Source organism: Mesorhizobium sp. WSM4983, from assembly GCF_029625765.1.
Lineage (GTDB): Bacteria > Pseudomonadota > Alphaproteobacteria > Rhizobiales > Rhizobiaceae > Mesorhizobium.
The window spans coordinates 64,846-89,560 of record NZ_JARTVM010000008.1 but is presented as its reverse complement, the minus strand read 5'-3'; the positions used below and the strand labels follow the sequence as shown (position 1 = coordinate 89,560).

The window sequence follows — 24,715 nt, the reverse complement described above, 5'->3', positions numbered from 1 at the left end:
TCACCGCTTCCTAACCTGACTGCCCGAAAATGCCGGCATGCAGGAATTCCTCATCCCGGCAAAACCCGACCTCCAGGCGGCGCGCGAGAGCTGGCTCAAGATGCTGGCGCGCGAGCGCCGGCTGTCGCCCGAAACGGTCGAAGCCTATGAGCGCGACACGCGCCAGTTCCTGCATTTCCTGACCGGGCATTGCGGCGGCCCGCCAGGTATCTCCGATATCGCCGACCTGCGGCCGGCCGACCTGCGCGGCTTCCTCGCCGCGCGCCGCAACGGCGGCGCCGGCGCCCGCACGCTCGGCCGCGGCCTGGCCGGCGTCCGTTCGCTGCTGCGCTTTCTCGAAAAGCGCGGCCTCGTCAACGCGGCGGGTGCGGCCGCTCTGCGCGCGCCGCGTCAGCCGAAATCGCTGCCGAAACCGCTGACGGCGAGCGATGCCAAGCAGGTCGTGACTGTCGAGGGCCAACTGGCGGAAGAACCCTGGATCGCCGCCCGCAACGCCGCCGTGCTGACGCTGCTCTACGGCTCCGGGCTGCGCATCTCGGAAGCGCTGGGCCTGACCGGGGCCGATCTCGCCACCGAGGCCGACACGGTGCTGCGCATCACCGGCAAGGGCGGCAAGACAAGGCTGGTGCCGGTGCTGCCGGTGGCGCTCAGGGCGGTCGCCGAATACCGGCGGCTGTGTCCCTTCCACATCGATCCGAAAGAGCTGCTGTTCCGCGGCGCTCGCGGCGGCCCGCTCAATCCGGCCATCGTCCAGCGCGAGATGGCGAAGCTGCGCTCGGCCCTCAACCTGCCGGAAACCGCGACGCCGCATGCCTTGCGCCATTCCTTCGCCACGCATCTGCTCGGCCGTGGCGGCGACCTGCGCACCATCCAGGAACTGCTCGGCCATGCCAGCCTGTCGACCACCCAGGTCTATACCGGCGTCGATACGGCAAGGCTGCTCGACATCTACGACCGGGCGCATCCAAGGGCGTGAAGCGTTTGACGGAGCCACCCTGCCCTCCTCGTTCAAGGCGAAGCAACGAGCGGAGCGAACCCCTGAAATCGTAGGTCGAAACCGGCGGCTGTCGAGCAGCTGCAGGTAGCCTGACCCAACCTTCACATTCTTCGAAAGTCGGCCGCCCGTTTCCCGACGGCCGCCTCTCGAATACCCTAGGTCAGCGCATCACATAGACGATGCGCCGCGTGCCCGGATCGACCAGCGCCGGCTGGTTGTTCACATAGACATAGCGGTAGTTGTAATCTGGGATCTCGCGCAGCTCGACCGTGTCGGGCAGCACCGCGCCGGTCACCACTTCGCCCTCGAGATAGACCGGTTCGACCCGGTGCGTGGTGACATAGGTGCCGACCTCGGCCGGCGGCCTGGCGATCGGCTCGATGGCGTCATCGCCGGAAACGATGGCGCCGGTGTAGGTGTCAGTGGTGTAGATATCATCGGTCGGCGGAGCCACGACGGCAATGCCGGCATCGGCCGGCCGGCGCGTCACGACAACACGGCTGCCGCCGAATTCGGCAGTCACATAGTCGGAATAGACCCAACCTTTGCCGCCGGCTTCGGCGATGGTGCACCATTTGCTGCCTTCGATGCAGCCTCTGAGCGTCGCCGACTGGCCGGCAGCCAGCACGCCGATAACGGGATATTGCGGGCCGGGGCCGGCGCGGACATTCAGATCCGTCACTGCCGAGACGGGCGTGTCGGCAAGCGCCGCGCCCGACATGGCAAGCAGCGCACCGGCAAGTGCCGGAAACAATAGACTTTTCATGATTTCTCTCCGTTCTCAACGCTCCCTCGGGCTCGAAAACGAACCAGAACCTTATGCGTTCCGGCTAAAGTGCCGTCGCCTGCTCACGAATTGTTCCATTTGTTGTGGGCAAGTCGGTCAAAAGCTGGTGAACGAAGGCCAGTTTTTGCGCCGTCATCTCCGAAATGACGAAGGGATAAAGGTCGGGCAGACCCATGCAGCGGTTGATCGAATTGGAGGCCTCCGACAGCACCAGCCAGCGGGCGAGGATCCTTTCGAACGGTTCCGGCGCCGGATCGGGTTCGGCGGGCTCCCGCAGCGGATCTCCCCCTGTATCGCCAGGCGGCAGGTCGTTGGCTTCCACTGTCTCCAGCCGGCCGAGCGGAAAATTCAGCGCATGCACCATCTCCAGCGTGTCCGTGATGTGCAGGTGGTGCGCCCAGGTCTCGGCCCAGTCTTCCCAGGGGTGGGACGCCGCATAGGCCGAGATGTGGCGCTGCTCCCAGTCCGGCGGCGCGCCCTTGGCGTAGTGGGCCTTCAGCGCTTGCTCGTAGTCAACCCGCTCGTCGCCGAACAGAGCGCGAAAGCTCGAAAGTCGCTCGGGATCGTCGCGGATCAGCCGGTCCCAGTAATAATGGCCGAGCTCGTGGCGGAAGTGACCGAGCAAGGTGCGGTAGTTCTCGCCCATTTCGACGCGCCGCCGCTCGCGCTCGGCGGAATCGGCCTCGGCGACGTTGAGGGTGATCCTGCCGTTGTCGTGGCCGGTCAGGATGCGCTCGCCGCCTGGTCCGCCGCCGATCGGATCGGCGAGGAAGTCGAAAGCGAGCCCGGCCTCGTCCTGCGGTCCGGCCTTGGGCGCCACCGGCAAGCCGAAGGCGAGCAGCGAATAGACGGCGCGTTTCTTGGCCGCCTCGACGCGGATCCAGCGCCGGCGGTTGCCCTCCACCGAAAGGTCGGGGATCAATTGGTTGAGCGCGCAAGCGCGGCAGAAAATCCTGCCCGGCTCGGCCCGCCAGTTGCAGGCACACTCGTCGGCATTTCCGCATGGAACGGCGTCGCCGCCGGAAAGCACGAAACACGCCCGCTCCGGATCGTAAAGCACCAGGCTTGAACAGTTCAGGCATTGCGCGTTCTCGAAATAGAGACGGTGGCCGCAATGAGGGCAGTCGAACAGCTTCATCGGTCGTCGAACCGCGGGAAAAAGGTCAACGAAGTTGGGCAACGCCCAAACGCCCGTCGCCGGCCGTCGTTCCGTTTCTATTTCGTCGCGAGCAGGGCGACGCCCCGCCTGGCCACGCTTTCGCCTGACAATGTCGCACCGCCACAAGTCTGGATGAGCGGTCCGGCGACATGCTCGCCGGCGAAGAAGATCTTCTCCGCCACCGCCTGCAACAGTGTGGCGCGCGCTTCGGAACGGTCGGATTGGGCAGCCGCATAGGCGAGCCTGCGCCAATGATCACAACATCGACGTCTTCCCAAAAGACACACACAATAAATCCTTGCGCCATAATTTATGCTTGATCGTGGGCAAATTCCCCGGCATTCGCCAGCTTCAAGCGCCGCGCAGCCCGCGCGGGCGGTGACAACCGGGCGCTTCACTGGCAGATTTGCAGCCGGGACGTGATTCAGGCAACCAGGAGAACGATATGGCATTTTTTGCCAAGGGAAGGATTTTCATGGCCGCCGTTGTGGCGGCTTTCGGGCTGGCGACAGGCGCGCAGGCCGCGGCCAGCTGCGGCAAGAACGGCGCCGGCTTCGACGCATGGAAACAGCAGTTTGCCGCGGAAGCACAAGCCGAGGGCGTGGGCCAGAGGGGTCTGTCCGCGTTGGCCGGCGCGACTTACGCGACAAGGACGATCGCTGCCGACCGCGCGATCCACAAGGCTTTCAGCGGCTCGGTGGAAGCGTTCATGCAGCGTCGTGGCGGGGCCGCGATTATTTCCAAGGGCCGTGCGTTGAAGAAGCAGAACGCGGCGATGTTCGACAGGATCGAACAGACTTACGGCGTGCCGCCGGGCGTCCTGCTTGCGATCTGGGGCATGGAGACTGGCTTCGGCGCGTCGATGGGCAACCAGAACACGGTCTCCGCCATTCTGACGCTGGCCTATGATTGCCGCCGCCCGGACTATTTCACCCCCCATGCCATCGCCGCCCTGAAGCTGGTCGATCGCGGCGCGCTGACCGCCTCCTCGGTCGGCGCCATGCATGGCGAGATCGGCCATACGCAGTTCCTGCCCGGAAATGTTCTGAAGTATGGCGTCGGCAACGGAAATCTGCGCGACAGGAACACCGCGCTGGCTTCCACCGCCAACTTCCTCAAAGCCCATGGCTGGCAGGCCGGCGCGGGATATGAGGCGAATATGGGCGCCATCGCCGGCTGGAATTCGGCAAGCGTCTACCAGCAGGCCATCGCCCGCATCGCCGAGGCGATCGACGCCAACTGATGCAATATCTCCATTCCAACGAGAAGCCCGGCCTGCGCCGGGCTTTTTGTTACGGAGCAAGGATCAAAACCCAACCACCCGGAACGACCAGGTTCGATCTCATCACCTAACTCTCAATCGTTCGCGTAGCCGCTCAATGGACATTTCCGGGAAACGGGAATCTGGAAGGTACCGGTAGTGCCGTTGCAGGTACGGAATTTGGCGTTCCGCGGCGCTGAAGGAGCCGCCTTTGGCCTGTCCTCGATCACCGTCGGGACTCCGGCAGCTTGCGAGTAGCTGCCGCCTAAGGGGCATTTCTCGGAAGCGGCAACCTCGAAGGAGCCGGTGATAACATTTGAGCAGGTACGGAATTTAGAGTTCCGCGGCGCCGTTGTGGCCGCAGCAGCCGCCTTGGACTTGCCCTTGATGACCAACCAGATTTCGGTCGGTTGGTCGAGCTGCAGCCTGTTTATGTCGGAGTAGCTGATGCGGCCGCTGCGTATCCCCTCGGCTATGCGCTGGCAGAACAAGGCCGGCATGCGCTCCTGCGAGACGCCCATGAAGGAGGCGATTTCGTGCTTGAACGTGATGCTCCATAAATGGACAGCCGAGATGCACCCGTCCAAATTAGCCGCAGACGCCTGCTTCGTGGCTGCTTGCGAGGACCCGCACGTCATCAAGGTCAACGCCGTCGCGACCAGAAGAGAAATACTACTTTTCACTGTTGAAACCCCCCGCATCCCGCTGGGAACTTAATTGGAGCGGCGGAAAGGTCAAACGATAATTTCTCTGAAGTGGTCTGAACTTTTCTTAGATTAGATACGCGAAATAAAACCCGGCGTCTCCGCCGGGTTTTCCCGCTTATCTCAACTTTCGACGTTCGGATATCAGCCTTCGCGGTTCCTTGCCGCCAGCGTCCGCAACCGCAGCGCGTTGAGACGGATGAAGCCGGCGGCGTCCTTCTGGTCGTAAGCGCCGCGGTCGTCCTCGAAGGTGACCAGCGCATCGGAATAGAGCGTCTTCTTCGACCTGCGGCCGGTGACGATGACATTGCCCTTGTAGAGCTTCAGCCGCACCGCGCCTTCGACGTCTTCCTGGCTCTTGTCGATCATTGCCTGCAGCATCACGCGCTCGGGCGAGAACCAGAAGCCGTTGTAGATCAGCTCGGCATAGCGCGGCATGAACTCGTCCTTGAGGTGCGCGGCACCGCGGTCGAGCGTGATCGATTCGATCGCCCGGTGGGCGGCGATCAGGATGGTGCCGCCGGGGGTCTCGTAGACGCCGCGCGACTTCATGCCGACGAAGCGGTTTTCGACAAGGTCGAGACGGCCGATGCCGTTGTCGCGGCCGAGGTCGTTGAGCGCCGCCAGCATGGCAGCCGGCGACAGCTTCTTGCCATTGAGCGCGACCGGATCGCCCTTCAGGAACTCGATCTCGATCTCGGTGACGACGTCCGGCGCGTCCATCGGCGAGACGGTGCGCTGGTGGACGAATTCCGGCGGCTCGCTCCACGGATCCTCGAGCACCTTGCCTTCCGAGGAGGAATGCAAAAGGTTGGCGTCGACCGAGAACGGCGCATCGCCGCGCTTGTCCTTCGGCACCGGGATCTGATGCTGCTCGGCGAAGTTGATGAGATCGGTGCGCGACTTGAACGACCAGTCGCGCCACGGCGCGATGACCTTGATGTCGGGGTTCAGCGCGTAAGCCGACAATTCGAAGCGGACCTGGTCGTTGCCCTTGCCGGTGGCGCCATGGGCGATGGCGTCGGCACCTGTTTCTTTGGCGATCTCGACCAGGTGCTTGGAGATCAGCGGCCGGGCGATCGAAGTGCCGAGCAGATATGTACCCTCATAGACGGCGTTGGCGCGGAACATCGGGAAGACGAAGTCCGAAACGAATTCCTCGCGCACGTCGACGATGCGGATGTCCTTGATGCCCATCATCTCGGCCTTGCGGCGCGCCGGCTCCAGCTCGCCGCCCTGGCCGAGATCGGCGGTGAAGGTGACGACTTCGGCGCCGAGCTCGGTCTGCAGCCATTTCAAGATGATGGAGGTGTCGAGGCCGCCGGAATAGGCGAGCACGACTTTCTTGACGTCTTTGGTCTTGGACATTTTGGCGGTTCCGCGGGAAGATGGCTTCGCGGGCGAGGTATCACGGCCGTTCCGGGCGGCGCAAGAGACGAACAGATGCCCGCCGATGATACAGGCTGGGCCAGATGTTTGCCTGGGCAGACGCTGGCGACGCAAAAATCGCCGCGTTATAGAGCTGCGCGATCCACTCCGAGGCGACCCATGTCCTTCATTCCCGACACTTCGACGCTCATCCAGTTCGCCATCGCCACGGTCATCCTGGCGATCACGCCGGGACCCGACATGACGCTGTTCGTGTCGCGCACGCTGAGCCAGGGCCGCGCCACCGGCTTCGCCTCGATGGCAGGCGCGCTCTGCGGCACGCTGATCCATACCACGCTGGTGGTGGTCGGCATCTCGGCGCTGATCGTCGCCTCGCCGATGGCCTTCTTCGCCTTGAAGATCTTCGGCGCCGGCTATCTGGTGTTTTTAGCCTGGCAGGCGGTGGCCAAAGGCTCGGCCTTTTCGCCGGAGAAGAAGACGGGACTGCAAATCTCGCTGTTCCGCAGCTGGGCGGCCGGGCTCGGGGTCAATCTCCTCAACCCGAAGATCATCCTGTTCTTCATGACGTTCCTGCCGCAATTCGTCTCCGCGCATGACCCGAACGCACCCGGCAAGCTGTTCTTCCTCGGCATCACATTCATCGTGCTGTCGATCCCGGTGACGGCGCCGATGGTGCTCGCGGCGGAGAAATTCGCGGCGGCGATGAAGGCGAGCCCGCGCGTCACGCGCGTGGTCGATTATCTGTTCGGCGGCGTGTTCTCGGCCTTCGCGCTCAAGATCCTGACGGCACAGGCGAAGTAAAGCCCGCGCCGAGCTCAGGGCTCCAGATCGGGCAGCGCCTCGCGGCGCCAGCTTCCGGCCCAGCGGCCGGCAGAGAGCCAATAGAAGATGCCGCCGACCATGCCGCTGCCGATCAGCGCGAGCCTGACATTGTTGTCGGCGACATCGAAATCGCCGTCGCCGATGTTATGCGCGAAGCCGAGGAAGACGACGGCGATGACGGCGCCGCCCAGCGCATAGAACAGCCAGTCGCGGCGGCCGAGCACTTCCGCGATCAGGATGACGATCGCTGCCGGCATGAAGCCGAAATAGGCGACGAACAATGCCAGGAAAGGCACCGAAAAATAGAGCGCGGGCGCGATCGTCTGATGTCCGGGCTCCGGCGCATAGCCGAAATAGCCGAGGAACAGCACGTTGAGAAAGGCGCTCGCCGCCAGCGAGGCGATCACATAGCCGATCAGGATGGCGGCGAAGCGGACGAGATAGGCGATGATACGCTTCACGCCTCGCCGTGCCCCGCGATCATCATCGCTTCAAGCGCCAGCCGGTCGACCTTGCGCATGCGTTCCGATTCCGACTTGAGCTGGCCGCAGGCGGCGAGGATGTCGCGGCCGCGCGGCGTGCGGATCGGCGAGGCGTAGCCGGCATTGTTGATGTAGTCGGCGAACTTCTCGATCGTCTCCCAGTCCGAGCACTGATAGTTGGTGCCGGGCCACGGGTTGAACGGGATCAGGTTGATCTTGGCTGGAATGCCCTTGAGCAGCTTGACCAGCGCCTTGGCGTCCTCGAGGGATTCGTTGACGTCCTTCAGCATCACATATTCGAAGGTGATGCGGCGGGCGTTGGAGAGACCCGGATAGGCGCGGCAGGCAGCGATCAGCTCCTTCAGCGGATACTTCTTGTTGATCGGCACCAGCAGGTCGCGCAGGTCGTCATTGGTGGCATGCAGCGAGATCGCCAGCATAACGCCGATCTCCTCGCCGGTGCGGGCAATCTCCGGCACGACCCCCGAGGTCGACAGCGTGATGCGTCTTTTCGATAGGGAAAGTCCGTCGCCGTCGGAAGCGATCAGCAGCGCCTTCTTCACCGCCTCGAAATTGTAGAGCGGCTCGCCCATGCCCATCATGACGATGTTGGATACCTTGCGGCCCTCGGCCGGCACGATGGCGCCGTCCGGCGTGTCGCGGTCGGGGAAGTCACCGAGGCGGTCGCGCGCGGTGAGCAGCTGCGCCAGGATTTCTTCCGTCGTCAGGTTGCGCACCAGCTTCTGCGTGCCGGTGTGGCAGAAGGAGCAGGTCAGCGTGCAACCGACCTGCGAGGAGATGCAGAGCGTGCCGCGGCCTTCCTCCGGAATATAGACGGTCTCGATCTCGACCGGACGGCCGGCGCCGCGCGGCGGAAAGCGAAACAGCCATTTGCGCGTGCCGTCGGAAGAGATCTGCTCCTCGACGATGTCGGGCCGCGCAACGGTGAAGTGCTTATCGAGTTCGGCGCGCAGATCCTTGGAGATGTTGAACATATGGGCGAAGTCGGAGACCCCGCGCACATACATCCAGTGCCAGAGCTGCTGGGCGCGCATCTTCGCCTGGCGCTCCGGCACAATGCCGGCGTCAACCAGAGCGGCGCCAAGCTCGGCGCGCGTCAGGCCGATCAGCGACGGCTTTTCGGCCGGCGTGGCGCGGGCGCGCAAGGCGTCGCGGGCGCCTTCGGCGGTCAGATCGAATGAAAGGGTCATGGTTGCGCCAATATAAGCGGTTTGCGGCCGATTTCAGCATCGTGCCTGAAATGAAGCGCGGCGCATAGCACAGCTTGCGGCCGGAGTCATGTCGGCGGCAGAGGCGGCCGGTGTCGCTATTCCCGCCTCGGGTGAGATCACATATTCGTGTTGGCGTAACAGCTCGAAGCGCACCCGCGAACCTGAAAGGGGCGACCATGCCCTTGCAGAAATGGGAGTACGCGGAATGCATTCGATCAAGCTTGTTGCCATCGCCGGTCTCGCAAGCCTTTTTGCCTCGCAGGCGTTTGCCGAGGATACGATGGGCACGATGACCATGATGAAGGGTGGGCAAATGACGGCGATCATGCCCGACGGCCATATGGGCACCATGATGCCTGACGCCAAGATGAGCGCCGAAATGATGAAGATGGCGAAGCCGATCAAGCATTGCATGATGATAATCACCGACGCCAAAGGCAAAGCCTACATGATCGATACGTCGACCAAGAAGGCCCAGGCCGAATGCGAAAAGATGGCGATGTGAGAATGGTGGGACTCGCCAGCCCTGCTGCCCGCCGGCGCAGGCCGGCGGGATATCCAAACCGCGGTCCTGCCCTGGCTCCTCGATCTCCGATTTTCGTCGCTCGCCTCGACCTGACCTGACCTCGCAGGCTTGATCCTCCCTCTCAGTGTGCTAGGGGCGGGTCATCACCCAGAGGACAGGCATGGCCGGCATATCGCGTAGATACCCGATGCTGCGGCGCTCGCAGGCTATGTGGGCGTCGCGCCGCGTCTGGCAGCCGCGCCTTGTGTTCTGGGCCGGCGCCATCTCGATCGGCTTGATCAGCGTGCTGTTCGCCCTGCTGGCCGACCGGGCGCAGGCGCTGTTCCACGTCGTCACCGGCGGCGATAGCGGCAGCTGGCGCTTTTATCTGCCGCTGGTCATGACGCCCGCGGGCTTCGTGATTTGCGCCTGGCTTGCCCATTCCTTCTTTCCGGGATCGCAAGGCAGCGGCATTCCGCAGGCGATCGCCGCCCGTCACCTGCGCGATGACGAGGATCGCGGCCACCTTCTTTCGCTGCGCCTGGCAGCGGGCAAGGTTGCGCTTACCGTCATCGGTCTCGCCTGCGGCGGATCGATCGGCCGCGAGGGCCCGACGGTGCAGGTCGGCGCCTCACTCATGCTTCAGGCGGCGCGCTGGGGCGGCATGGCGCAGGCGCGCGGCCTGATCCTGGCCGGCTCGGCTGCCGGCGTCGCCGCCGCCTTCAACACGCCGCTCGCCGGCATCGTCTTCGCCATCGAGGAGATGGGTCGCGCCTATGAGTCACGGACCAACGGGCTGGTGCTGACGGCGGTGATCCTCGCCGGCCTCGCCTCGCTCGGCCTGCTCGGCAACTACACCTATTTCGGCGTCGCCAGGGACACGGTGGCCTTCGCCACCGACTGGCCGCTGGTGATTGCCTGCGGCGTCATCGGCGGCGGCTTCGGCGCGCTGTTTTCGCTGTTGGCGCTGAGGATCACGCGGCGCGTCCGACGCTGGAATGGCCTGCAGCCATTGTGGCGCGCGCTGCTCGTGGCAGGCATCTGCGGCTTGGCGGTTGCCGCGATCGGTCTCGTCTCGGGCGGCCTTACCTTCGGAACCGGCTACGCTCAGGCCCGCGGCGCCGTCGAAGGCGCGCCGCTACCCGCGTTCTTCTTCCTGGAAAAATTCGCGGCCGGCGTGCTGTCGATGGTGTCGGGCATTCCGGGCGGCATCTTCGCGCCGTCGTTGGCGGTGGGCGCCGGTCTCGGCAGCACGCTTGGCCTGGCGTTCGGCGCCGGAACAGGCCTCGCCGCGCTGCTCGGCATGGCCGGTTATTTCGCCGGCGTCGTGCAGGCGCCGATGACGGCCTTCGTCATCATCCTCGAAATGACCGGCAACCACGACAACGTCATCGCGCTGATGTGCGCGGCGATGCTGGGCTACGGCACGGCGCGGCTGATCTCCAACGAGCCGCTCTATCACGCGCTGTCACGCGTGTTCATCGCCGAGGCGATCAGGCGGCGCAGGGCCGTCGAGCAGCAAGGCTGAATGGCGAGCTTGGCGCTGTCGCCTTATTCGCTTGTCCCTGGCAGCACTTGCGGGAGGCGGACTTCCATATTGCCATCCTCCACCAAGGGAGCCTCAGCCTATTTGCACTTGGCGATCGAGGCCAGCGCGGCCGAGATGCCCTTCAGAGAAAAGACGTAGGAAGTCGGGTTGCCGCGACCGGACTTCGCCTGCACCTTCATGTCGGTACCCGTCTTCATGGCGGCGATCAGCACCGGCTCTTCAGCGGCGTTCTCGACCCAGGCCGACTTGCCGCGGGTGAACATCGAGAAGGACTTCTTGTCGATGGTGACGGTGGCCTTGGAGCCTTCCTGGAAGTTGTAGCCGGCGATGAACTGCGGCTCATAGGACACCTGCTGCCCGGGCCGTTGGCTGACGAAGAAGAACATGTCGCCATGGTCGAGCTTTGGCGGCTGCTTGTCGGTCGGCACCGTCAGCACATAGCAGACCTTGCCGCCTGCCGACTGATAGCTGTAGGTGCCCCAGGCGTTGTGCTGGCCGATCTTGGTCGCCTGCTGCGCCAGCGCCGGCGCCGCGAAGGCGGCCGCCAGGACCAGGCTGGAAACTGTAGCAATCAATCCGCGCATCGTTCTTCCCGTATTCCGAAATGGTGCGGAGGCGGGTCGCATGGCGTCCTGCCGTCGCTTCATTTTGATTTAATCAGGGTTACCAAACGGTGAATTTTTCCCAACAAAAGGAACTCACCCCAGGAAACCGCCGCCATTCGCGCCGCCGCTTCCACGCGGCGGTCGCGATGTCCCGGCGCGAACTTGGAGGGCACGAAAGCGGCAAGAGTTTGTCTTTTCGCGCGGGCGGTTTCGCGGTTTCGTTGTGGCGAAAAGTCAGCCAGGATCAACCTTTGTCGGCGAGGGCGTCCCTGGCGGCCTGCCGGTGCGCCGGGGTGATATGGGCGCTGACGGCGGTGATTGCCGCGGTGAGCACGGCAAGGTCATCGGTGAACCCGAGACCGAGCACGAAGTCGGGGATGAAATCCACCGGCAGCACGAAATAGCCGAGCGCGGCAAGCAGGGTACCCTTGGTGCGCAGCGGCGTGTCCTTGTCCATGGCACAATAGTAGGCGGCGACCACCTCTTCCATGAACGGGATCTGCCGGGCAGCCTTCTTGGCCGTGCGCCAGAACTTCTCGCGCACCTCGCCTTCGCCGGCGAGCCTGTCGCCGAAGCCAAAGAAATCGAAACGGGATTCCTGCGCCATCAATCTCTCCTCGGCCACGCGCCAGCTTGCGTTGCGGCCACCGCGGAAGATGTGGTGAAAGCGGCACCCCCCTGCAAGGTCTCCACCGTTGCCAGCCCGGCAAATCGGAATCGGACTTATCGGCAGTCGTCAGCCGAAATAGCGGTTCATCCGCTTCGCCAGTTCGATGTCGAGCGCCGTGACGCCGCCGGCGTCATGCGTGTTCAGCGTGACGTCGACGGTCTTGTAGACGTTCGACCAATCGGGGTGGTGGTCCATCTTCTCGGCGGCCAGCGCCACGCGGGTCATGAAGGCGAAGGCCTCGGAGAAGTTCTTGAAGCCGAAGCTGCGCTTGATGGAGGCGCCGTCGGCCGCCAGCGACCAGCCTTCGAGTTCCGCCAGCGCTGCGGTGATCGCTTCCTTGTTGAGTTTTTCCCTGGTCATGTCGGGTTCCCGTGCTATTCGGAGGTATTCCAACCATAGCGCCGGATCGATGAGCGCAAAGCCCATAAAATCCATTCTGTTCGTCTGCCTCGGCAACATCTGCCGCTCGCCCTTGGCCGAAGGCGTCTTCCGCGCCGTGTGAGCCGAGCGCGGGGAAGGTCGGGACATCCTGCTCGATTCGGCCGCGACCAGCGGCTGGGAGGTCGGCTCCGCGCCCGATCCGCGTTCGATCGCGGTTGCCACAAGGCACGGCATCGACATTTCCGCGCAAAAGGCGCGCACGATAGCGCTGGACGATTTCTCGCGCTTCGACCTGATTCTCGGCATGGACCGGACAAATGTGCGCGATCTGAAGGCGTTAGCGCCGCAGGCCGCGCGCGACCGCATCCATCTCTTCCTGGAGTTTGCCAGCGGAAATGCGCGCGATGTGCCGGACCCCTATTACGAAGACCAGCAGGCCTTCGTTTCGGTCTACCGCATGATCCGCGAGGCGTCGGAGGCGCTGGCGAAGCGGCTGGAGGCGAGCGGATCGGCGCCAACCAGCGGCCAGGCTTCCTCGACGATGTAGGGGCCGCCGCCGACCGAATCGCGCGACGACATCAAGACGAAGCGGCCGACCCGGAAGGGCAGCGTGGAAAAGTTGCCGCGCGCCGACAGATATTGCGCGACATCCGCCGGGCTCGAATTGCGCAGGCGCGCGAGCGTCACATGCGGCGAGAATTTGCGCGGATCGGCCGGCAGGCCGAGCCGCTGGCAGATGCGGTCGATCTCGCCCTGCAGTGCCACCAGGTCCGGCGAGGCGGACACGCCGGCCCATACGGCGTGCGGCTTCTTGCCGCCGAAAGCGCCCACGCCGGAGAGCGCCAGGGGGAAGGAGGGACGGTTGACGCGATCGAGCGCATTGGCGATGTCGTCGGCGATATGGCCCTCCACATCGCCGATGAAGCGCAGCGTCAGATGATAGTTTTCGACGTCGATCCAGCGGGCTCCGGGCAGGCCGCCCCGGAGCAGCGAGAGTGAAAGCGCGGCATCACGCGGAATTTCGAGGGCGGTGAAAAGACGTGGCATGGGAAGCCTCCTGTCCTCGAATCGAAACTCTCGCCCCTAGCGAATCATCGATAGCCATGCGGGGCAAGCGGTTTGTTGTCCACAAGCTTTCCCCTGGGGAAACCGTGGCGTTTTGGTCCCATCACGCGCCGCCCTTGGCGGCGATGGCCTTTTCCACGACCGGTAGAATGCCTTTGACCATGACGTCTATTCCCTTCGGGTTGGGATGAAGACCGTCCTCCAGCTGCATGGCCGGGTGGCCGGCGACCCCGTCAAGAAAAAACGGATAGAGCGGAACGGCGTATTTCGCGGCAAGCTTCGGGTAGATGGCGTCGAAGGCCTTCTGGTACTCGGCGCCCAGATTGGGCGCTGCAAGCATGCCTGCCAGGAGCACCGGGATGTTCCGCTGCTTCAACTTGGCCAACATAGCGTCGAGATTTTTCTCGGCGATCTCGGGCGACACGCCGCGCAGCATGTCGTTGGCGCCGAGCTCGAGGATGACGAGCCCGGTGCCGTCGGGCACCGACCAGTCGAGCCGCGCGAGGCCGCCGCTTGTGGTGTCGCCGGAAACCCCGGCATTGCCGACGGCGACGTCGAGGCCTTTTGCCTTCAAGGCCGCCTGCAATTTATCGGTGAAGCCCTCATCGGGACCAAGGCTGAACCCCGCCATCAGGCTGTCGCCGAAGCCGACGATCTTGAACGTATCGGCGCGCGCCGGCGAAATAGCGCCGCAAACCGCCAGGAGAAGAGTGAGGGCTGCGGCAGCTGAGTGTTTGAAAGCCATGCGGCGAGCCCCATATGACCGACACGATTCATGCAAAGGAGACATTTTTTGCCTCCTTCTTCCACCATATAGGGCGCATTCATTGTGACAGAAGCCGTCATCGCATTGAGGGATGTCTCGCTGACGCTCGGCGAGGGCGCCTCCTCCGTCCATGTGCTGAAGGGCGTCAGCCTCGATGTGGCCGCCGGCGAAGCCACCGGCATCGTCGGCCCGTCGGGATCCGGCAAGTCCACCTTGCTGATGGTTCTGGCCGGGCTGGAAAGGGTCGATTCGGGCACGGTGCGGATCGCCGGCGAATTGCTCAACGGCAAAAGCGAGGACCAGATTGCTTCGTTTCGAGGGCGAAACATCGGCATTGTCTTCCAGTCCTTCCACCTCATCCCCAACATGACGGCGCTCGAGAATGTCGCGGTGCCGCTGGAGCTCGCCGGGCACAACGACCCGTTCGGCGTGGCCGCGCAGGAACTCGCGGCGGTCGGCTTGAGCGACCGCGTGACGCACTATCCGGGAGAGCTTTCGGGCGGCGAGCAGCAGCGCGTGGCGATCGCCAGGGCGCTGGCGCCCTCGCCGCGCATCCTCATTGCCGACGAGCCGACCGGCAACCTCGACCAGGCGACGGGAAAGCAGATCGCCGACCTCCTCTTCGCCAAGGCGGCCGAGCGCGGCATGACGCTGGTGCTGGTCACGCATGATCCGGCGCTTGCGGGCCGCTGCTCGCGTCAGGTGTCGATGCGCTCGGGACGCATCGAGGACGCGCCAAGACAGGCTAGGGTGCCGGCCTGATGCGGACTTTGAGGCTGGCCCTCCGCTTCTCGCTGCGCGAGATGCGCGGCGGCCTGTCCGGCTTCATGATCTTCCTCGCCTGCATCGCGCTTGGCGTCGCGGCGATCGGCGGCGTCAATTCGGTGGCGCAGGCGATTACCGCCGGCGTCGCCAACCAGGGCCAGACGCTGCTCGGCGGCGACCTGCGCTTCCAGATCAACCAGCGCAGCGCTTCGGACGCCGAGCTCGGCTTCATCAAGAGCCTCGGCACGGTCTCGCTGAATTCCGGCATGCGCTCGATGGCGCGGCTCGAGGACGGCTCCGACCAGGCGCTGGTCGAAGCCAAGGCGGTCGACGACGCCTATCCGCTTTACGGCACGCTGGAGACCGATCCGCAGCTGCCCAGGAATGAATTGTTCGGCGAAAGATCCGGCATCTTCGGCGCCGCCGCGCCCGCTCTCTTGTTCGATCGCCTCAATCTGCATATCGGCGACCGCTTGAAGCTTGGCGGCGCAACGTTCGAGCTGAGGGCCCGATTGGTCAGCGAACCCGACGCGATTTCCGACGGTTTCGGCTTCGCGCCGCGGCTGATGATTTCGCACGACGGGCTGGTCGCGTCAGGGCTGGTTCAGCCCGGCAGCCTGGTCGAGAACGCCTATAAGATCCGACTGCCCGATGGCGCGAGCGAGGCGCGGATCAAAGGCATACAAGCCGAAGCGGCGAAGGATTTTCCGCAGGCCGGCTGGTCGATTCGCACGCGCAGCAACGCAGCACCGGCGCTTTCCGCCAACATCCAGCGCTTCTCGCAGTTCCTGACGCTGGTCGGGCTGACGGCGCTTGTGGTCGGCGGCGTCGGCGTGGCGAATGCGGTCCGCGCCTATCTCGACGGCAAGCGCGGCGTCATCGCCACCTTCAAGAGCCTCGGCGCCTCCGGGGGCTTCGTCTTCGCCATCTATCTCGTGCAGATCCTTTTGATTGCCGGCCTCGGCATCGTGCTCGGCCTGATCCTGGGTGCGGCAATGCCGTTCGTGGCGAGCGCGCTCCTGCAGTCGGTCATTCCGGTGCCGGCGCAAGGCGGCTTTTATCCCGGCGCGCTTGCGATCGCGGCCCTGTTCGGCCTTTTGGTGACGCTGGCCTTCGCGCTGCTGCCGCTCGGCCGCGCCCGCGACGTGCCGGCAACGGCGCTGTTTCGCGAAATGGGGTTCGAAAGCCGCGGCCTGCCGCGCCTGCCCTATGTCGGCGCCGCGCTGACGATCGTGCTTGCGCTGGCGGCGCTCGCCATCCTTTCCGCCGACGATCGGCGCATCGCCTCGATCTTCGTCGGCGCCACCGTCTTTGCCTTCCTGGTGCTGCGGCTGGTGGCGGCGCTGGTCCAATGGCTGGCCCGGCGAAGCCCGCGGCTGCGGTCGGTCTCTCTCAGGCTGGCGCTCGGCAATATCCATCGGCCCGGCGCGCTCACGCCATCGGTGGTGCTGTCGCTCGGGCTCGGCCTGACGCTGCTGGTGACGCTGGCGCTGATCGACGGGAATCTCAGACGCCAGATCTCCGGCAGCCTGCCGGAGCGGGCGCCGAACTTCTTCTTCGTCGACATCCAGAGCAGCGATGTCGATGCCTTTGCCGGCCTGGTCGAAAAGGAAGCGCCGCAAGGGATGCTGGTCAAGGTGCCGATGCTGCGCGGCCGCATCATGGCGCTCAACGGCATCGCCGTCGACAAGGTGAAGGTCCCGGCCGACGGCGCCTGGGTGCTGCGCGGCGACCGCGGGCTGACCTATGACGCAAAGCAGCCGGAAAACGCTACGCTGACCGAAGGCAAATGGTGGCCGCAGGACTATTCCGGCGAGCCGCTGGTGTCGTTCTCGGCCGAGGAAGGCAAAGCGATCGGGCTGAAGCTCGGCGACACGGTCACGGTCAACGTGCTCGGCCGCAACGTGACGGCAAGAATAGCCAGCTTCCGCCAGGTCGAGTGGGAAACCATGGGTATCAATTTCGTCATGATCTTCTCGCCCAATACGTTCGCCGGCGCGCCGCATGGCTGGCTGGCGACGCTGACCGACAGAAAGGCCACCATGGCCGACGACGCGCGGCTGCTCAACGCTGTCACCCGCGCCTTTCCGGCAGTGACGACGGTGAGGGTCAAGGACGCGCTCGACATCGTCAACCGGCTGGTCGCACAGCTGGGCACTGCGATCCGCGCCGCAGCCGGCGTGGCGCTGATCGCCTCCGTGCTGGTGCTCTCCGGGGCTTTGGCCGCCGGCAACCGGGCGCGCATCCACGACGCGGTGGTGCTGAAGACGCTCGGCGCGACAAGGAGGACGCTGATTGCGGCCTTCTCGCTGGAATATGTGCTGATCGGTCTTGCGACCGCGCTGTTCGCGCTTGCCGCGGGCGGCGTCGCGGCATGGTTCGTGGTGGCCCGCATCATGACGCTGCCGTCGCACTTCATGCCGGAAGTTGCGGCGGCGACGATCCTCGTCTCGCTCGCCGTCACCGTCGGCATCGGCCTTGCCGGCACCTGGCGGGTGCTTGGCCACAAGGCGGCGCCGGTGCTGCGCGAGCTTTGATCCGGCAGCGCGGTAGTGCATCAGTTGCACTACCGGCAGCGCCCTTCGATGGCCTGTCTGCGTTAAATCTTGGTAAGAATGCCGGCGGGAAAAGGCTGAAAATCGGGCTTTTGCCTTCTCACGAAGCGTTACCGCTCGTTACCGTCTTGTTCTTGAGGTCGAGAACGCTCATATTTCGCGCTAGGCATGCTGGAGTCCCGCCAGCGGCGCCTGGTCCAAGGAGGTCGCTCCAAGGACCTGTCACCGGACGGGGCAGAAGCAATAGAGGATTTCCAATGGCTGATCCCATTCGCAACTACCAGACGTCCGCCGCCTCCGGCGCGCGCGTCGATATCGATCAGGGCCTGCGGGCCTATATGATCAAAGTCTATAACCTGATGGGGCTTGGCCTGCTCATCACAGGCATTGCCGCCTGGGGCGCATTCCAGCTGGCCGTCACCGGCGACGGCCAGCTCACCGCCTTCGGCCAGCTCATCTATGCTAGCGCGTTCCGCTGGGTCGTTATCCTGGCGCCTCTCGCTGCCGTGATGTTCCTGTCCTTCAGGATCCAATCGATGAGCGTGGCTGCGGCGCAGACCACATTCTGGGTTTATGCCGGCCTTGTCGGCCTGTCGCTGTCGACGATCTTCCTCGTCTACACCGGCACCAGCATCACCCAGACCTTCTTTGCCACGGCCGCGGCCTTCGGCGGCCTGTCGCTCTACGGCTACACGACCAGGCGCGATTTGAGCGCGTTCGGCTCGTTCCTGATCATGGGCGTGATCGGCCTGCTGATCGCGATGGTCATCAACATCTTCCTGGCGTCGTCGGCGCTGGCCTTCGCCATTTCGGCGATCGGCGTGCTGGTGTTCGCGGGTCTGACCGCCTACGACACGCAGCGCATCAAGGAGATGTATTTCGAGGGTGACGTCGCGGATGTCGCCGGCCGCAAGGCGATCATGGGCGCGCTGCAGCTCTATCTCGACTTCATCAACCTGTTCATGTTCCTGCTGCAGTTCATGGGCGACCGCCGCTAAACGGTAGCCGTCCGGCTGGACCATAGACTTCGGAAAGGGCGGCCCAACGGCCGCCCTTTCCTTTTGTGCGCTCCTCTGCTGATATTGAGGCAACAGGAAGAACTGCACAAATTATGAGCAATCTGGCGATCAGAGCCGCTACTGCGGCCGACCTCGACCGAATAACCGAAATCTATGCGGACGCGGTCACGCACGGCACCGCAAGCTACGAACTGGAGCCGCCCAGCCGCGCCGAAATGGGCGATCGATTCGACAGTTTGGCACGAGGCGGCTTTCCCTATCTTGTGGCTGAAAGGGACGGCGTCGTGCTCGGCTACGCCTATGCCGGACCGTTCCGGCCCCGGCCCGCCTATCGCTTCACCGTCGAGGACTCGGTCTATGTGGCGCCCGAGGCCAAGGGCCAGGGCATCGGTCGCCTGCTGATGCTGGCGCTCATCGAGGCGGCGCGCCTGGCCGGCTTTCGCCAGATCGTCGCGGTGATCGGCGACGGCCATGCCGACAGCGCCTCGGTGCGCCTGCACGAGAAGCTCGGCTTTCGTCACTCCGGGCGCCTGGAAGGCTCGGGCTACAAGCATGGGCGCTGGCTGGACACCGTGTTCATGCAGCTGCCGCTCAACGGCGGCGCGGAAGTGCCGCCGGATCCGAAGTCACTGCCGGAGCGGAGATTTCGCGGCAAATTGGACAGTTAAGCTTCGACCAGCTTCAGCTTGGGATCGAAGACGCCGAGCACGCGGCCGAGTTCCTGGCCGCGCTTGAGGATGCGCCCGCCGGCGGCGATGACGGCGAAGGCGCCCTGTCGGCGCGCCAGTTTCGGGTCCTTGACGATCTGGAACAGCGGCACTTCGCTGGCGCGGCGGAAGACTGAAAAGACAGCACGATCGGAAAGATGGTCGATCGCATAGTCGCGCCATTCATTGGCCGCCACCATGCGTCCGTAAAGCCTTAGGATCTGGTCGAGCTCGCGCCGGTCGAAGCGCACCGGCTGGTCGAGGCGTGCGCTGCGCGCCTCATGCAGCGGGATCAGTATTCCGGATGCTTCCCCATCCTCCGTCCCGCTGCTGTGATCGGTCATGCCGCGATCCTTCGATTGAATCTTGCGCCGGCCAAGGTTCGCGCTTTCCCGGCGGAATTGCAAGGGCCGGCGAAGCAGGCTTGCGGTCCGCCGTTTCCGAAAGGTCCAGTCACGTTTGCAAAACGCGTGTTGGAATTGGTGATGCTCTGCCACATTGTCGCCACAAATTATCCGCGCTCATGCCCCAATGTCCGACGAGTTTACCCGCGTTGCCTGAGACGGTTCGGTCCGGCACCGGCTCGTAAACCCCAAGCCCCCCGCCCACGGGTCAGCGTCGGATCGAACCAACCTCGGTTTTTCCTTGGAAAAATCAGGTGCGACGATCCCAAAACCTGAATAACCGGCGTCAGAAGCAAGCTGACGCCGGTTTTTTCATGCCTGTCCGCTCTGGCCCGCCGGCCCCTGTCTCGCGGCCAGGCGGGCGTCATCACAATGCACGATCAGGGAATGAGAGCTGGAACCGCTGCGCTGGATGAGCGACCAGTCCTAAGGAGCGCATACAGGATCTCATCGCGCCAGATGCCGCCGACACGCAGATGATCACGCAGTAGGCCTTCGCGCCCGAATCCGAGTTTCTCGACCAATTTGCGCGACGGGGTGTTGTTGGGATCGATGAACGCCTGCAGACGGTGCAGGCCGAGATGGTCGAAACAGAAGTCGAGCATCGCCGAGACAGCCTCGGTGGCCATGCCCCGGCTCTGATATGCGGGGTTGATGAAATAGCCGATGGCCGCACGCTTGTTGCGGATGGCCATCGTGATAGCTGACGAGGCCGAGGCAGCGGTCAGTCTCAATGTCGGCGACCGCCCAGTGCCGATGGTAGGACGGGGTGCAGGCGACATATCTGAGCACGGTGCGCTCGGTCTCGGTCCGCTTGGTGTGGACTGGTGCGTTCCAAAACCGCATCGCCTCCGGGTCGGCAAAGCATTCGTGCATCGCATCCGTGTCCTCAGCCCTGAACTGACGCAGGCGCAGCCGCGTCGTCAGGAGAATCGGGTGCGGCTCGGGTCGCTTTGCCATGGATGCTCTGCTTCGTGGGCCCCGGCCGGCTTTCGTCGGCGATCAGGTTTTGTCAGCGGAGCCGTCAGAGCCGGTCAGGCTTGCGGATGAGCGCGGCGCCGAGAATCGGTCCCGGGACGCCGTCTTTGCCGACGGACTGCAGCAGCACGGCACAGCCGCCCTTCTTCGCAATCTCCGTCATCGGCAACTCGTAACGCTGCGCCTTGCCGTTCCACATGCCGGCGATCTGGATGTCGGAAACGGCGTTCCAATACGTCATGTTGCGGCCGCTGTTTTCGCCCTGGCCGATCTTCACCATCTGCGGCGGATCGAAATAGACGATCACCACATGGGCGTCGGTCGGCCCATTGCCGGCATCGCCGGCGTCAATCATGACCCGATCGCTGGTGCGGCTCACCTTGATGCCGACCCGCATGCCCTCGCCGGTCCTGTCCATGCGGGCCAGCGCGCCGTCTATCTCCTTGCGGTTGGCGCCGTTGACATGGCTGCGGCCGTTGATGACGGCTTGCGGGGTATAGACCGAACGGCTGCCAAAGGCGCGCATATAGTCATACTGCCGCTCGGTGTTCTCTTTGTTGCTCAGCGTGTCCTGCCAGCCCAGATAGTCCCAGTAATTGACGTGATATGCGAGCGCGACGACATTTTCCTTCGCCGCCAGCTCGGCGAAGAATTCATCGGCCGGCGGACAGGAGCTGCAGCCCTGGCTGGTGAACAACTCGACGACGCCCAAAGGCTTTTCAGTCTGCGGCTTGCCGGTCGCGGCTTTCTCAAGCTCGGCTGCCGAGGCCACGCGGCTCAACGCCGTGAGGACCAGCGCAACTGCCGTAAGCCGCAATGGTCCTCGCAATGCCATGACCGTTCCAATTCCCGCCGGTCACGCCGGCCTTGTTCTGGTTGCTAAAATATGTGGCAGAACGGACAGTCAACGGGAAGTCACGTTGCGGTGAAATTTTGTCGCCGCGACCGTAGGTAAGGCGGCGACGGGAGGGGCCACTGCATTCTTCGACCCGGTTCGATTTCGGGACCGCATCGCCGCGAAGGGGTAAGTTTGCTGCTGCCGGAGGATTTCTATTGCGCGCCAATCGGACTTGGACTTTGAGCCGGGCGGAGAATGCTTGGCCTGCCGCAGTTTAATTAGAACGTCAGTAGGCACTAGGCAGTGGGAGTATCTCCCCCCTGCCTATGCCTACCCTATTCCCTGTCGCTACGCAGCCAAATCGCGCAGCACGTATTGCAGGATGCCGCCGTTCTTGAAGTAGTCGAGTTCGTCCAGCGTATCGATGCGACAGATGATCGGCACGTTCTTCAGCGTGCCGTCGCCATAGGTGACCTTGGCCATCATCTTCTGGCGCGGCTTGATGGCATCCAGGCCGTCGATCTCGACCAGCTCGTCGCCCTTGAGGTTGAGGGAAGCCCATGAGGTGCCGTCCTCGAAGACGAAGGGGATGACCCCCATGCCGACCAGGTTCGAGCGGTGGATGCGCTCGAAGGACTGGGCGATGACGGCGCGGACACCAAGGAGGTTGGTTCCCTTGGCTGCCCAGTCGCGCGAGGAGCCGTTGCCATATTCGACGCCGGCGAAGATGACTAGCGGCACGCCTTCCTTCTTGTATTCCATGGCGGCGTCGTAGATCGACATCTCCTCCTTCGAAGGATAGTGGATCGTGTAGCCGCCTTCGCGGCCGTTCTCGCCCAGCATGTGGTTGCGGATGCGGATGTTGGCGAAGGTGCCGCGCATCATCACCTCATGGTTGCCGCGCCGCGTGCCGTACTGGTTGAAGTCGGCGACGCCGACGCCGTGCTCGGTGAGGTACTTGCCTGCCGGCGAAGCCGCCTTGATCGAGCCGGCCGGCGAGATGTGGTCGGTGGTGATCTTGTCGCCGAAGAGACCAAGCACGCGCGCGCCCTTGATGTCGCCCACTTTGCCGAAGGCGCGGCCCATGCCGGCGAAATAAGGCGGGTTCTGCACATAGGTCGAATGATCGTCCCAGGCATAGGTCTGGCCTTCCGGCGCCTTCACCTTCTGCCAATATTCGTCGCCCTTGAAGACGTCGGCATATTTGCGGGCGAAAAGCTCGCGCGTGACGTTCTTCTCGATGAACTCCTGGATCTCGGCCGAGGTCGGCCAGATGTCCTTGAGATAGACCGGCTTGCCGTCGCTGCCCTCGCCGAGCGGCTCGGTGGTGAGGTCCTTGGTGACGGTGCCGGCCAGCGCATGCGCCACCACCAGCGGCGGCGAGGCGAGATAGTTCGCCTGGACGTCCGGAGAAACCCGGCCTTCGAAGTTGCGGTTGCCGGACAACACCGCGGCAGCAATCAGGCCTTTGTCGTTGATGGTCTTGGAGATCGGCGCTGGCAGTGGGCCGGAATTGCCGATGCAGGTGGTGCAGCCGAAGCCGACCAGGTTGAAGCCGATCTGGTCGAGTTCCTTCTGCAGGCCGGATTTCTCGAGATATTCGGCGACCACCTGGCTTCCGGGCGCCAGCGAGGTCTTCACCCACGGCTTCTGCTTCAGGCCGCGCCGGTTGGCATTGCGAGCCAACAGGCCGGCGCCGATCAAGACGCTTGGGTTGGAGGTGTTGGTGCACGACGTGATGGCGGCGATCACGACGTCGCCATGGCCGAGATCGTGAGCGGTGCCTTCGACGGCGTAACGCTTCGAGATCTCGACGGCCTTTTTGTACTCGGTCTCCATCGCCTTGGCGAAGCCGGCGGGAATATCCTGCAGCGCGACGCGGCCTTCCGGGCGCTTCGGGCCGGCCATCGACGGCACGACGTCGCCGAGATCGAGCTCGAGCAGATCGGTAAAGACCGGATCGGCCGAGCCGGCGTCGCGCCACATGCCCTGCGCCTTGGAATAGGCCTCGACCAGCGCGATGCGGCTTTCCTCGCGGCCGGACATTGTCAGATAGCGGATGGTCTCGCTATCGACCGGGAAAAAGCCGCAGGTGGCGCCATATTCCGGCGCCATGTTGCCGATGGTGGCGCGGTCGGCCAGCGTCATGTTGGACAGGCCTGGGCCGAAGAACTCGACGAACTTGCCGACGACGCCCTTCTTGCGCAGCATCTGGGTGACGGTGAGCACGAGGTCGGTGGCGGTGACGCCTTCCTTGAGCCTGCCGGTGAGGCGGAAGCCGATCACCTCCGGCAGAAGCATGGAGACCGGCTGGCCAAGCATCGCGGCCTCGGCCTCGATGCCGCCGACGCCCCAGCCGAGCACGCCCAGGCCGTTGATCATGGTGGTGTGCGAATCGGTGCCGACACAGGTGTCGGGATAGGCTGTGGTCTCGCCCTCTTCCGCGTTGGTCCACACCACCTGTCCCAGATATTCGAGATTGACCTGGTGGCAGATGCCGGTGCCCGGCGGCACGACGCGGAAGTTGCGGAAGGCCTGCTGGCCCCACTTCAGGAACTTGTAGCGCTCCTCGTTGCGCTCATATTCGAGCTCGACATTGCGGGCGAAGGCCATCGGCGTGCCGAATTCGTCGACGATGACGGAGTGGTCGATGACGAGATCCACAGGCACCAGCGGGTTGATCTTCTCCGGATCGCCGCCGAGCGCCCTGATGCCGTCGCGCATGGCCGCGAGATCGACAACGGCCGGAACGCCGGTGAAATCCTGCATCAGCACGCGCGCCGGGCGGTAGGCGATCTCGACGCCGGCAGTGCCCTTGTCGGTGAGCCATGCCGCGACCGCCTGGATGCTTTCCTTGGTGACCGAGCGGCCGTCTTCGTTGCGCAGCAGGTTCTCCAGCAGCACCTTCATCGAATAGGGCAGCTGGGCAATGCCGCCAAGGCCGTTTTTCTCCGCCTCTGCGAGGTCGAAATAGACATAGTCCGCGCCACCCACGGTCAGGGTGCGGCGGCAGTTGAAACTATCGAGGGATTTCGTCACGGCGATCCGTCCTTGTCTGTTCAGCCTGAAAGGGAA

At 64.2% G+C, this 24,715-nt stretch carries 24 protein-coding genes and 2 pseudogenes; 10 read left to right on the top strand and 16 right to left on the bottom strand.

Going from position 1 to position 24,715, the window contains the following annotated elements:
* The first annotated feature begins 37 nt into the window (after positions 1-37).
* A complete protein-coding gene (locus tag P9254_RS20865; protein ID WP_127214577.1) occupies positions 38-976 on the top strand; it encodes a tyrosine recombinase XerC in 939 nt (312 codons plus the stop codon).
* Between the two features lie 181 nt (positions 977-1,157).
* On the opposite strand, the gene P9254_RS20860 is transcribed toward P9254_RS20865, so the two are convergent.
* Positions 1,158-1,763 carry a DUF1236 domain-containing protein gene (locus tag P9254_RS20860; protein WP_066991818.1) on the bottom strand — a complete coding sequence of 202 codons (606 nt, stop codon included), beginning with the start codon at positions 1,761-1,763 and terminating at the stop codon, positions 1,158-1,160.
* A 64-nt stretch (positions 1,764-1,827) separates the two neighbouring features.
* Positions 1,828-2,922, bottom strand: coding sequence for a zinc-binding metallopeptidase family protein (locus P9254_RS20855; protein WP_278057050.1), 1,095 nt, complete (start codon positions 2,920-2,922; stop codon positions 1,828-1,830).
* Between the two features lie 466 nt (positions 2,923-3,388).
* Between P9254_RS20855 and P9254_RS20850 the strand changes: the two genes are divergently transcribed.
* Positions 3,389-4,186: a lytic murein transglycosylase gene (locus P9254_RS20850; protein WP_066991813.1), complete on the top strand. Its 798-nt coding sequence runs from the start codon at positions 3,389-3,391 to the stop codon at positions 4,184-4,186.
* A gap of 113 nt (positions 4,187-4,299) precedes the next feature.
* Here P9254_RS20850 and P9254_RS20845 read toward each other — a convergent pair whose 3' ends face one another.
* Positions 4,300-4,887, bottom strand: a complete 588-nt coding sequence (locus P9254_RS20845) for a hypothetical protein (RefSeq protein ID WP_278057048.1) — start codon at positions 4,885-4,887, stop codon at positions 4,300-4,302.
* Positions 4,888-5,052: 165 nt separating this feature from the next.
* Positions 5,053-6,276, bottom strand: a complete 1,224-nt coding sequence (locus P9254_RS20840; RefSeq protein ID WP_127243104.1) for an argininosuccinate synthase — start codon at positions 6,274-6,276, stop codon at positions 5,053-5,055.
* Positions 6,277-6,456: 180 nt separating this feature from the next.
* Between P9254_RS20840 and P9254_RS20835 the strand changes: the two genes are divergently transcribed.
* Positions 6,457-7,098: a LysE family translocator gene (locus tag P9254_RS20835; protein ID WP_278057047.1), complete on the top strand. Its 642-nt coding sequence runs from the start codon at positions 6,457-6,459 to the stop codon at positions 7,096-7,098.
* 14 nt (positions 7,099-7,112) lie between these two features.
* On the opposite strand, the gene P9254_RS20830 is transcribed toward P9254_RS20835, so the two are convergent.
* Complete coding sequence (locus P9254_RS20830; protein WP_067323704.1) at positions 7,113-7,580, bottom strand: hypothetical protein; 468 nt, start codon at positions 7,578-7,580, stop codon at positions 7,113-7,115.
* Positions 7,577-8,812, bottom strand: a complete 1,236-nt coding sequence (rlmN, locus tag P9254_RS20825) for a 23S rRNA (adenine(2503)-C(2))-methyltransferase RlmN (RefSeq protein ID WP_278057046.1) — start codon at positions 8,810-8,812, stop codon at positions 7,577-7,579. The genes P9254_RS20830 and rlmN overlap by 4 nt, the downstream gene beginning before the upstream one ends.
* An 88-nt stretch (positions 8,813-8,900) precedes the next feature.
* Here rlmN and P9254_RS20820 point away from each other — a divergent pair, with 88 nt between their 5' ends.
* A complete protein-coding gene (locus tag P9254_RS20820; RefSeq protein WP_278103897.1) occupies positions 8,901-9,338 on the top strand; it encodes a hypothetical protein in 438 nt (145 codons plus the stop codon).
* A gap of 181 nt (positions 9,339-9,519) precedes the next feature.
* On the top strand, positions 9,520-10,866 hold the full coding sequence (locus tag P9254_RS20815; RefSeq protein ID WP_067323698.1) for a chloride channel protein: 1,347 nt from the start codon (positions 9,520-9,522) through the stop codon (positions 10,864-10,866).
* Between the two features lie 98 nt (positions 10,867-10,964).
* Here the strand turns inward: P9254_RS20815 and P9254_RS20810 are convergent, their stop codons facing one another.
* The 4 genes from P9254_RS20810 to P9254_RS20795 all read right to left on the bottom strand — a co-directional run bounded on the left by P9254_RS20810 (position 10,965) and on the right by P9254_RS20795 (position 12,522).
* Positions 10,965-11,471 carry an invasion associated locus B family protein gene (locus tag P9254_RS20810; protein WP_066991787.1) on the bottom strand — a complete coding sequence of 169 codons (507 nt, stop codon included), beginning with the start codon at positions 11,469-11,471 and terminating at the stop codon, positions 10,965-10,967.
* A 59-nt stretch (positions 11,472-11,530) separates the two neighbouring features.
* The gene (locus tag P9254_RS20805; RefSeq protein ID WP_127214559.1) at positions 11,531-11,740 is read right to left on the bottom strand and encodes a hypothetical protein; all 210 of its coding nucleotides are present in this window, start codon (positions 11,738-11,740) and stop codon (positions 11,531-11,533) included.
* Complete coding sequence (locus tag P9254_RS20800; protein ID WP_066991933.1) at positions 11,737-12,099, bottom strand: YkvA family protein; 363 nt, start codon at positions 12,097-12,099, stop codon at positions 11,737-11,739. Before P9254_RS20800 ends, P9254_RS20805 begins: the two co-directional genes overlap by 4 nt.
* Positions 12,100-12,228: 129 nt before the next feature.
* Positions 12,229-12,522, bottom strand: a complete 294-nt coding sequence (locus P9254_RS20795; RefSeq protein WP_066991930.1) for a 4a-hydroxytetrahydrobiopterin dehydratase — start codon at positions 12,520-12,522, stop codon at positions 12,229-12,231.
* Positions 12,523-12,571: 49 nt separating this feature from the next.
* On the opposite strand from P9254_RS20795, the pseudogene P9254_RS20790 reads away from it, so the two are divergent.
* Positions 12,572-13,090 (top strand): annotated as a pseudogene (locus P9254_RS20790) (low molecular weight protein-tyrosine-phosphatase).
* Here the strand turns inward: P9254_RS20790 and thpR are convergent.
* Together thpR and P9254_RS20780 are read right to left on the bottom strand one after the other, a co-directional pair.
* A complete protein-coding gene (gene thpR, locus P9254_RS20785; protein WP_066991784.1) occupies positions 12,994-13,590 on the bottom strand; it encodes an RNA 2',3'-cyclic phosphodiesterase in 597 nt (198 codons plus the stop codon). The pseudogene P9254_RS20790 and the gene thpR overlap by 97 nt on opposite strands.
* 121 nt (positions 13,591-13,711) lie before the next feature.
* Positions 13,712-14,353, bottom strand: a complete 642-nt coding sequence (locus tag P9254_RS20780; protein ID WP_095799624.1) for an arylesterase — start codon at positions 14,351-14,353, stop codon at positions 13,712-13,714.
* 84 nt (positions 14,354-14,437) lie between these two features.
* Here P9254_RS20780 and P9254_RS20775 point away from each other — a divergent pair, with 84 nt between their 5' ends.
* The 4 genes from P9254_RS20775 (at position 14,438) to P9254_RS20760 (ending at position 19,381) form a co-directional block, all read left to right on the top strand.
* Positions 14,438-15,136 (top strand): ABC transporter ATP-binding protein, encoded by a 699-nt coding sequence (locus P9254_RS20775; protein ID WP_067323692.1) that lies wholly within the window; start codon positions 14,438-14,440, stop codon positions 15,134-15,136.
* Positions 15,136-17,676 (top strand): ABC transporter permease, encoded by a 2,541-nt coding sequence (locus tag P9254_RS20770; protein WP_278057045.1) that lies wholly within the window; start codon positions 15,136-15,138, stop codon positions 17,674-17,676. The genes P9254_RS20775 and P9254_RS20770 overlap by 1 nt, the downstream gene beginning before the upstream one ends.
* 275 nt (positions 17,677-17,951) lie before the next feature.
* Positions 17,952-18,692 (top strand): Bax inhibitor-1/YccA family protein, encoded by a 741-nt coding sequence (locus P9254_RS20765; protein WP_067323688.1) that lies wholly within the window; start codon positions 17,952-17,954, stop codon positions 18,690-18,692.
* A gap of 113 nt (positions 18,693-18,805) precedes the next feature.
* Complete coding sequence (locus tag P9254_RS20760) at positions 18,806-19,381, top strand: GNAT family N-acetyltransferase (protein WP_278057044.1); 576 nt, start codon at positions 18,806-18,808, stop codon at positions 19,379-19,381.
* Here the strand turns inward: P9254_RS20760 and P9254_RS20755 are convergent.
* The 4 genes and pseudogenes from P9254_RS20755 to acnA form a co-directional block, all read right to left on the bottom strand.
* Positions 19,378-19,764: a DUF2794 domain-containing protein gene (locus P9254_RS20755; RefSeq protein WP_095779977.1), complete on the bottom strand. Its 387-nt coding sequence runs from the start codon at positions 19,762-19,764 to the stop codon at positions 19,378-19,380. The genes P9254_RS20760 and P9254_RS20755 overlap by 4 nt on opposite strands.
* Positions 19,765-20,204: 440 nt before the next feature.
* Positions 20,205-20,700: pseudogene (locus P9254_RS20750) on the bottom strand (GNAT family N-acetyltransferase).
* Positions 20,701-20,848: 148 nt separating this feature from the next.
* On the bottom strand, positions 20,849-21,637 hold the full coding sequence (locus tag P9254_RS20745; protein WP_127239847.1) for a DUF1223 domain-containing protein: 789 nt from the start codon (positions 21,635-21,637) through the stop codon (positions 20,849-20,851).
* Between the two features lie 351 nt (positions 21,638-21,988).
* Positions 21,989-24,679, bottom strand: a complete 2,691-nt coding sequence (gene acnA / locus P9254_RS20740; protein WP_278057043.1) for an aconitate hydratase AcnA — start codon at positions 24,677-24,679, stop codon at positions 21,989-21,991.
* Between the last annotated feature and the right edge of the window lie 36 nt (positions 24,680-24,715).

Coding starts and splice junctions, on each gene's coding strand:
- P9254_RS20865 (WP_127214577.1), top strand. CDS start 38: ATGCAGGAATTCCTCATCCCGGCAAAACCCGACCTCCAGGCGGCGCGC.
- P9254_RS20860 (WP_066991818.1), bottom strand. CDS start 1,763: ATGAAAAGTCTATTGTTTCCGGCACTTGCCGGTGCGCTGCTTGCCATG.
- P9254_RS20855 (WP_278057050.1), bottom strand. CDS start 2,922: ATGAAGCTGTTCGACTGCCCTCATTGCGGCCACCGTCTCTATTTCGAG.
- P9254_RS20850 (WP_066991813.1), top strand. CDS start 3,389: ATGGCATTTTTTGCCAAGGGAAGGATTTTCATGGCCGCCGTTGTGGCG.
- P9254_RS20840 (WP_127243104.1), bottom strand. CDS start 6,276: ATGTCCAAGACCAAAGACGTCAAGAAAGTCGTGCTCGCCTATTCCGGC.
- P9254_RS20835 (WP_278057047.1), top strand. CDS start 6,457: ATGTCCTTCATTCCCGACACTTCGACGCTCATCCAGTTCGCCATCGCC.
- rlmN (WP_278057046.1), bottom strand. CDS start 8,812: ATGACCCTTTCATTCGATCTGACCGCCGAAGGCGCCCGCGACGCCTTG.
- P9254_RS20820 (WP_278103897.1), top strand. CDS start 8,901: ATGTCGGCGGCAGAGGCGGCCGGTGTCGCTATTCCCGCCTCGGGTGAG.
- P9254_RS20815 (WP_067323698.1), top strand. CDS start 9,520: ATGGCCGGCATATCGCGTAGATACCCGATGCTGCGGCGCTCGCAGGCT.
- P9254_RS20810 (WP_066991787.1), bottom strand. CDS start 11,471: ATGCGCGGATTGATTGCTACAGTTTCCAGCCTGGTCCTGGCGGCCGCC.
- P9254_RS20800 (WP_066991933.1), bottom strand. CDS start 12,099: ATGGCGCAGGAATCCCGTTTCGATTTCTTTGGCTTCGGCGACAGGCTC.
- P9254_RS20795 (WP_066991930.1), bottom strand. CDS start 12,522: ATGACCAGGGAAAAACTCAACAAGGAAGCGATCACCGCAGCGCTGGCG.
- thpR (WP_066991784.1), bottom strand. CDS start 13,590: ATGCCACGTCTTTTCACCGCCCTCGAAATTCCGCGTGATGCCGCGCTT.
- P9254_RS20780 (WP_095799624.1), bottom strand. CDS start 14,353: ATGGCTTTCAAACACTCAGCTGCCGCAGCCCTCACTCTTCTCCTGGCG.
- P9254_RS20770 (WP_278057045.1), top strand. CDS start 15,136: ATGCGGACTTTGAGGCTGGCCCTCCGCTTCTCGCTGCGCGAGATGCGC.
- P9254_RS20765 (WP_067323688.1), top strand. CDS start 17,952: ATGGCTGATCCCATTCGCAACTACCAGACGTCCGCCGCCTCCGGCGCG.
- P9254_RS20760 (WP_278057044.1), top strand. CDS start 18,806: ATGAGCAATCTGGCGATCAGAGCCGCTACTGCGGCCGACCTCGACCGA.
- P9254_RS20755 (WP_095779977.1), bottom strand. CDS start 19,764: ATGACCGATCACAGCAGCGGGACGGAGGATGGGGAAGCATCCGGAATA.
- P9254_RS20745 (WP_127239847.1), bottom strand. CDS start 21,637: ATGGCATTGCGAGGACCATTGCGGCTTACGGCAGTTGCGCTGGTCCTC.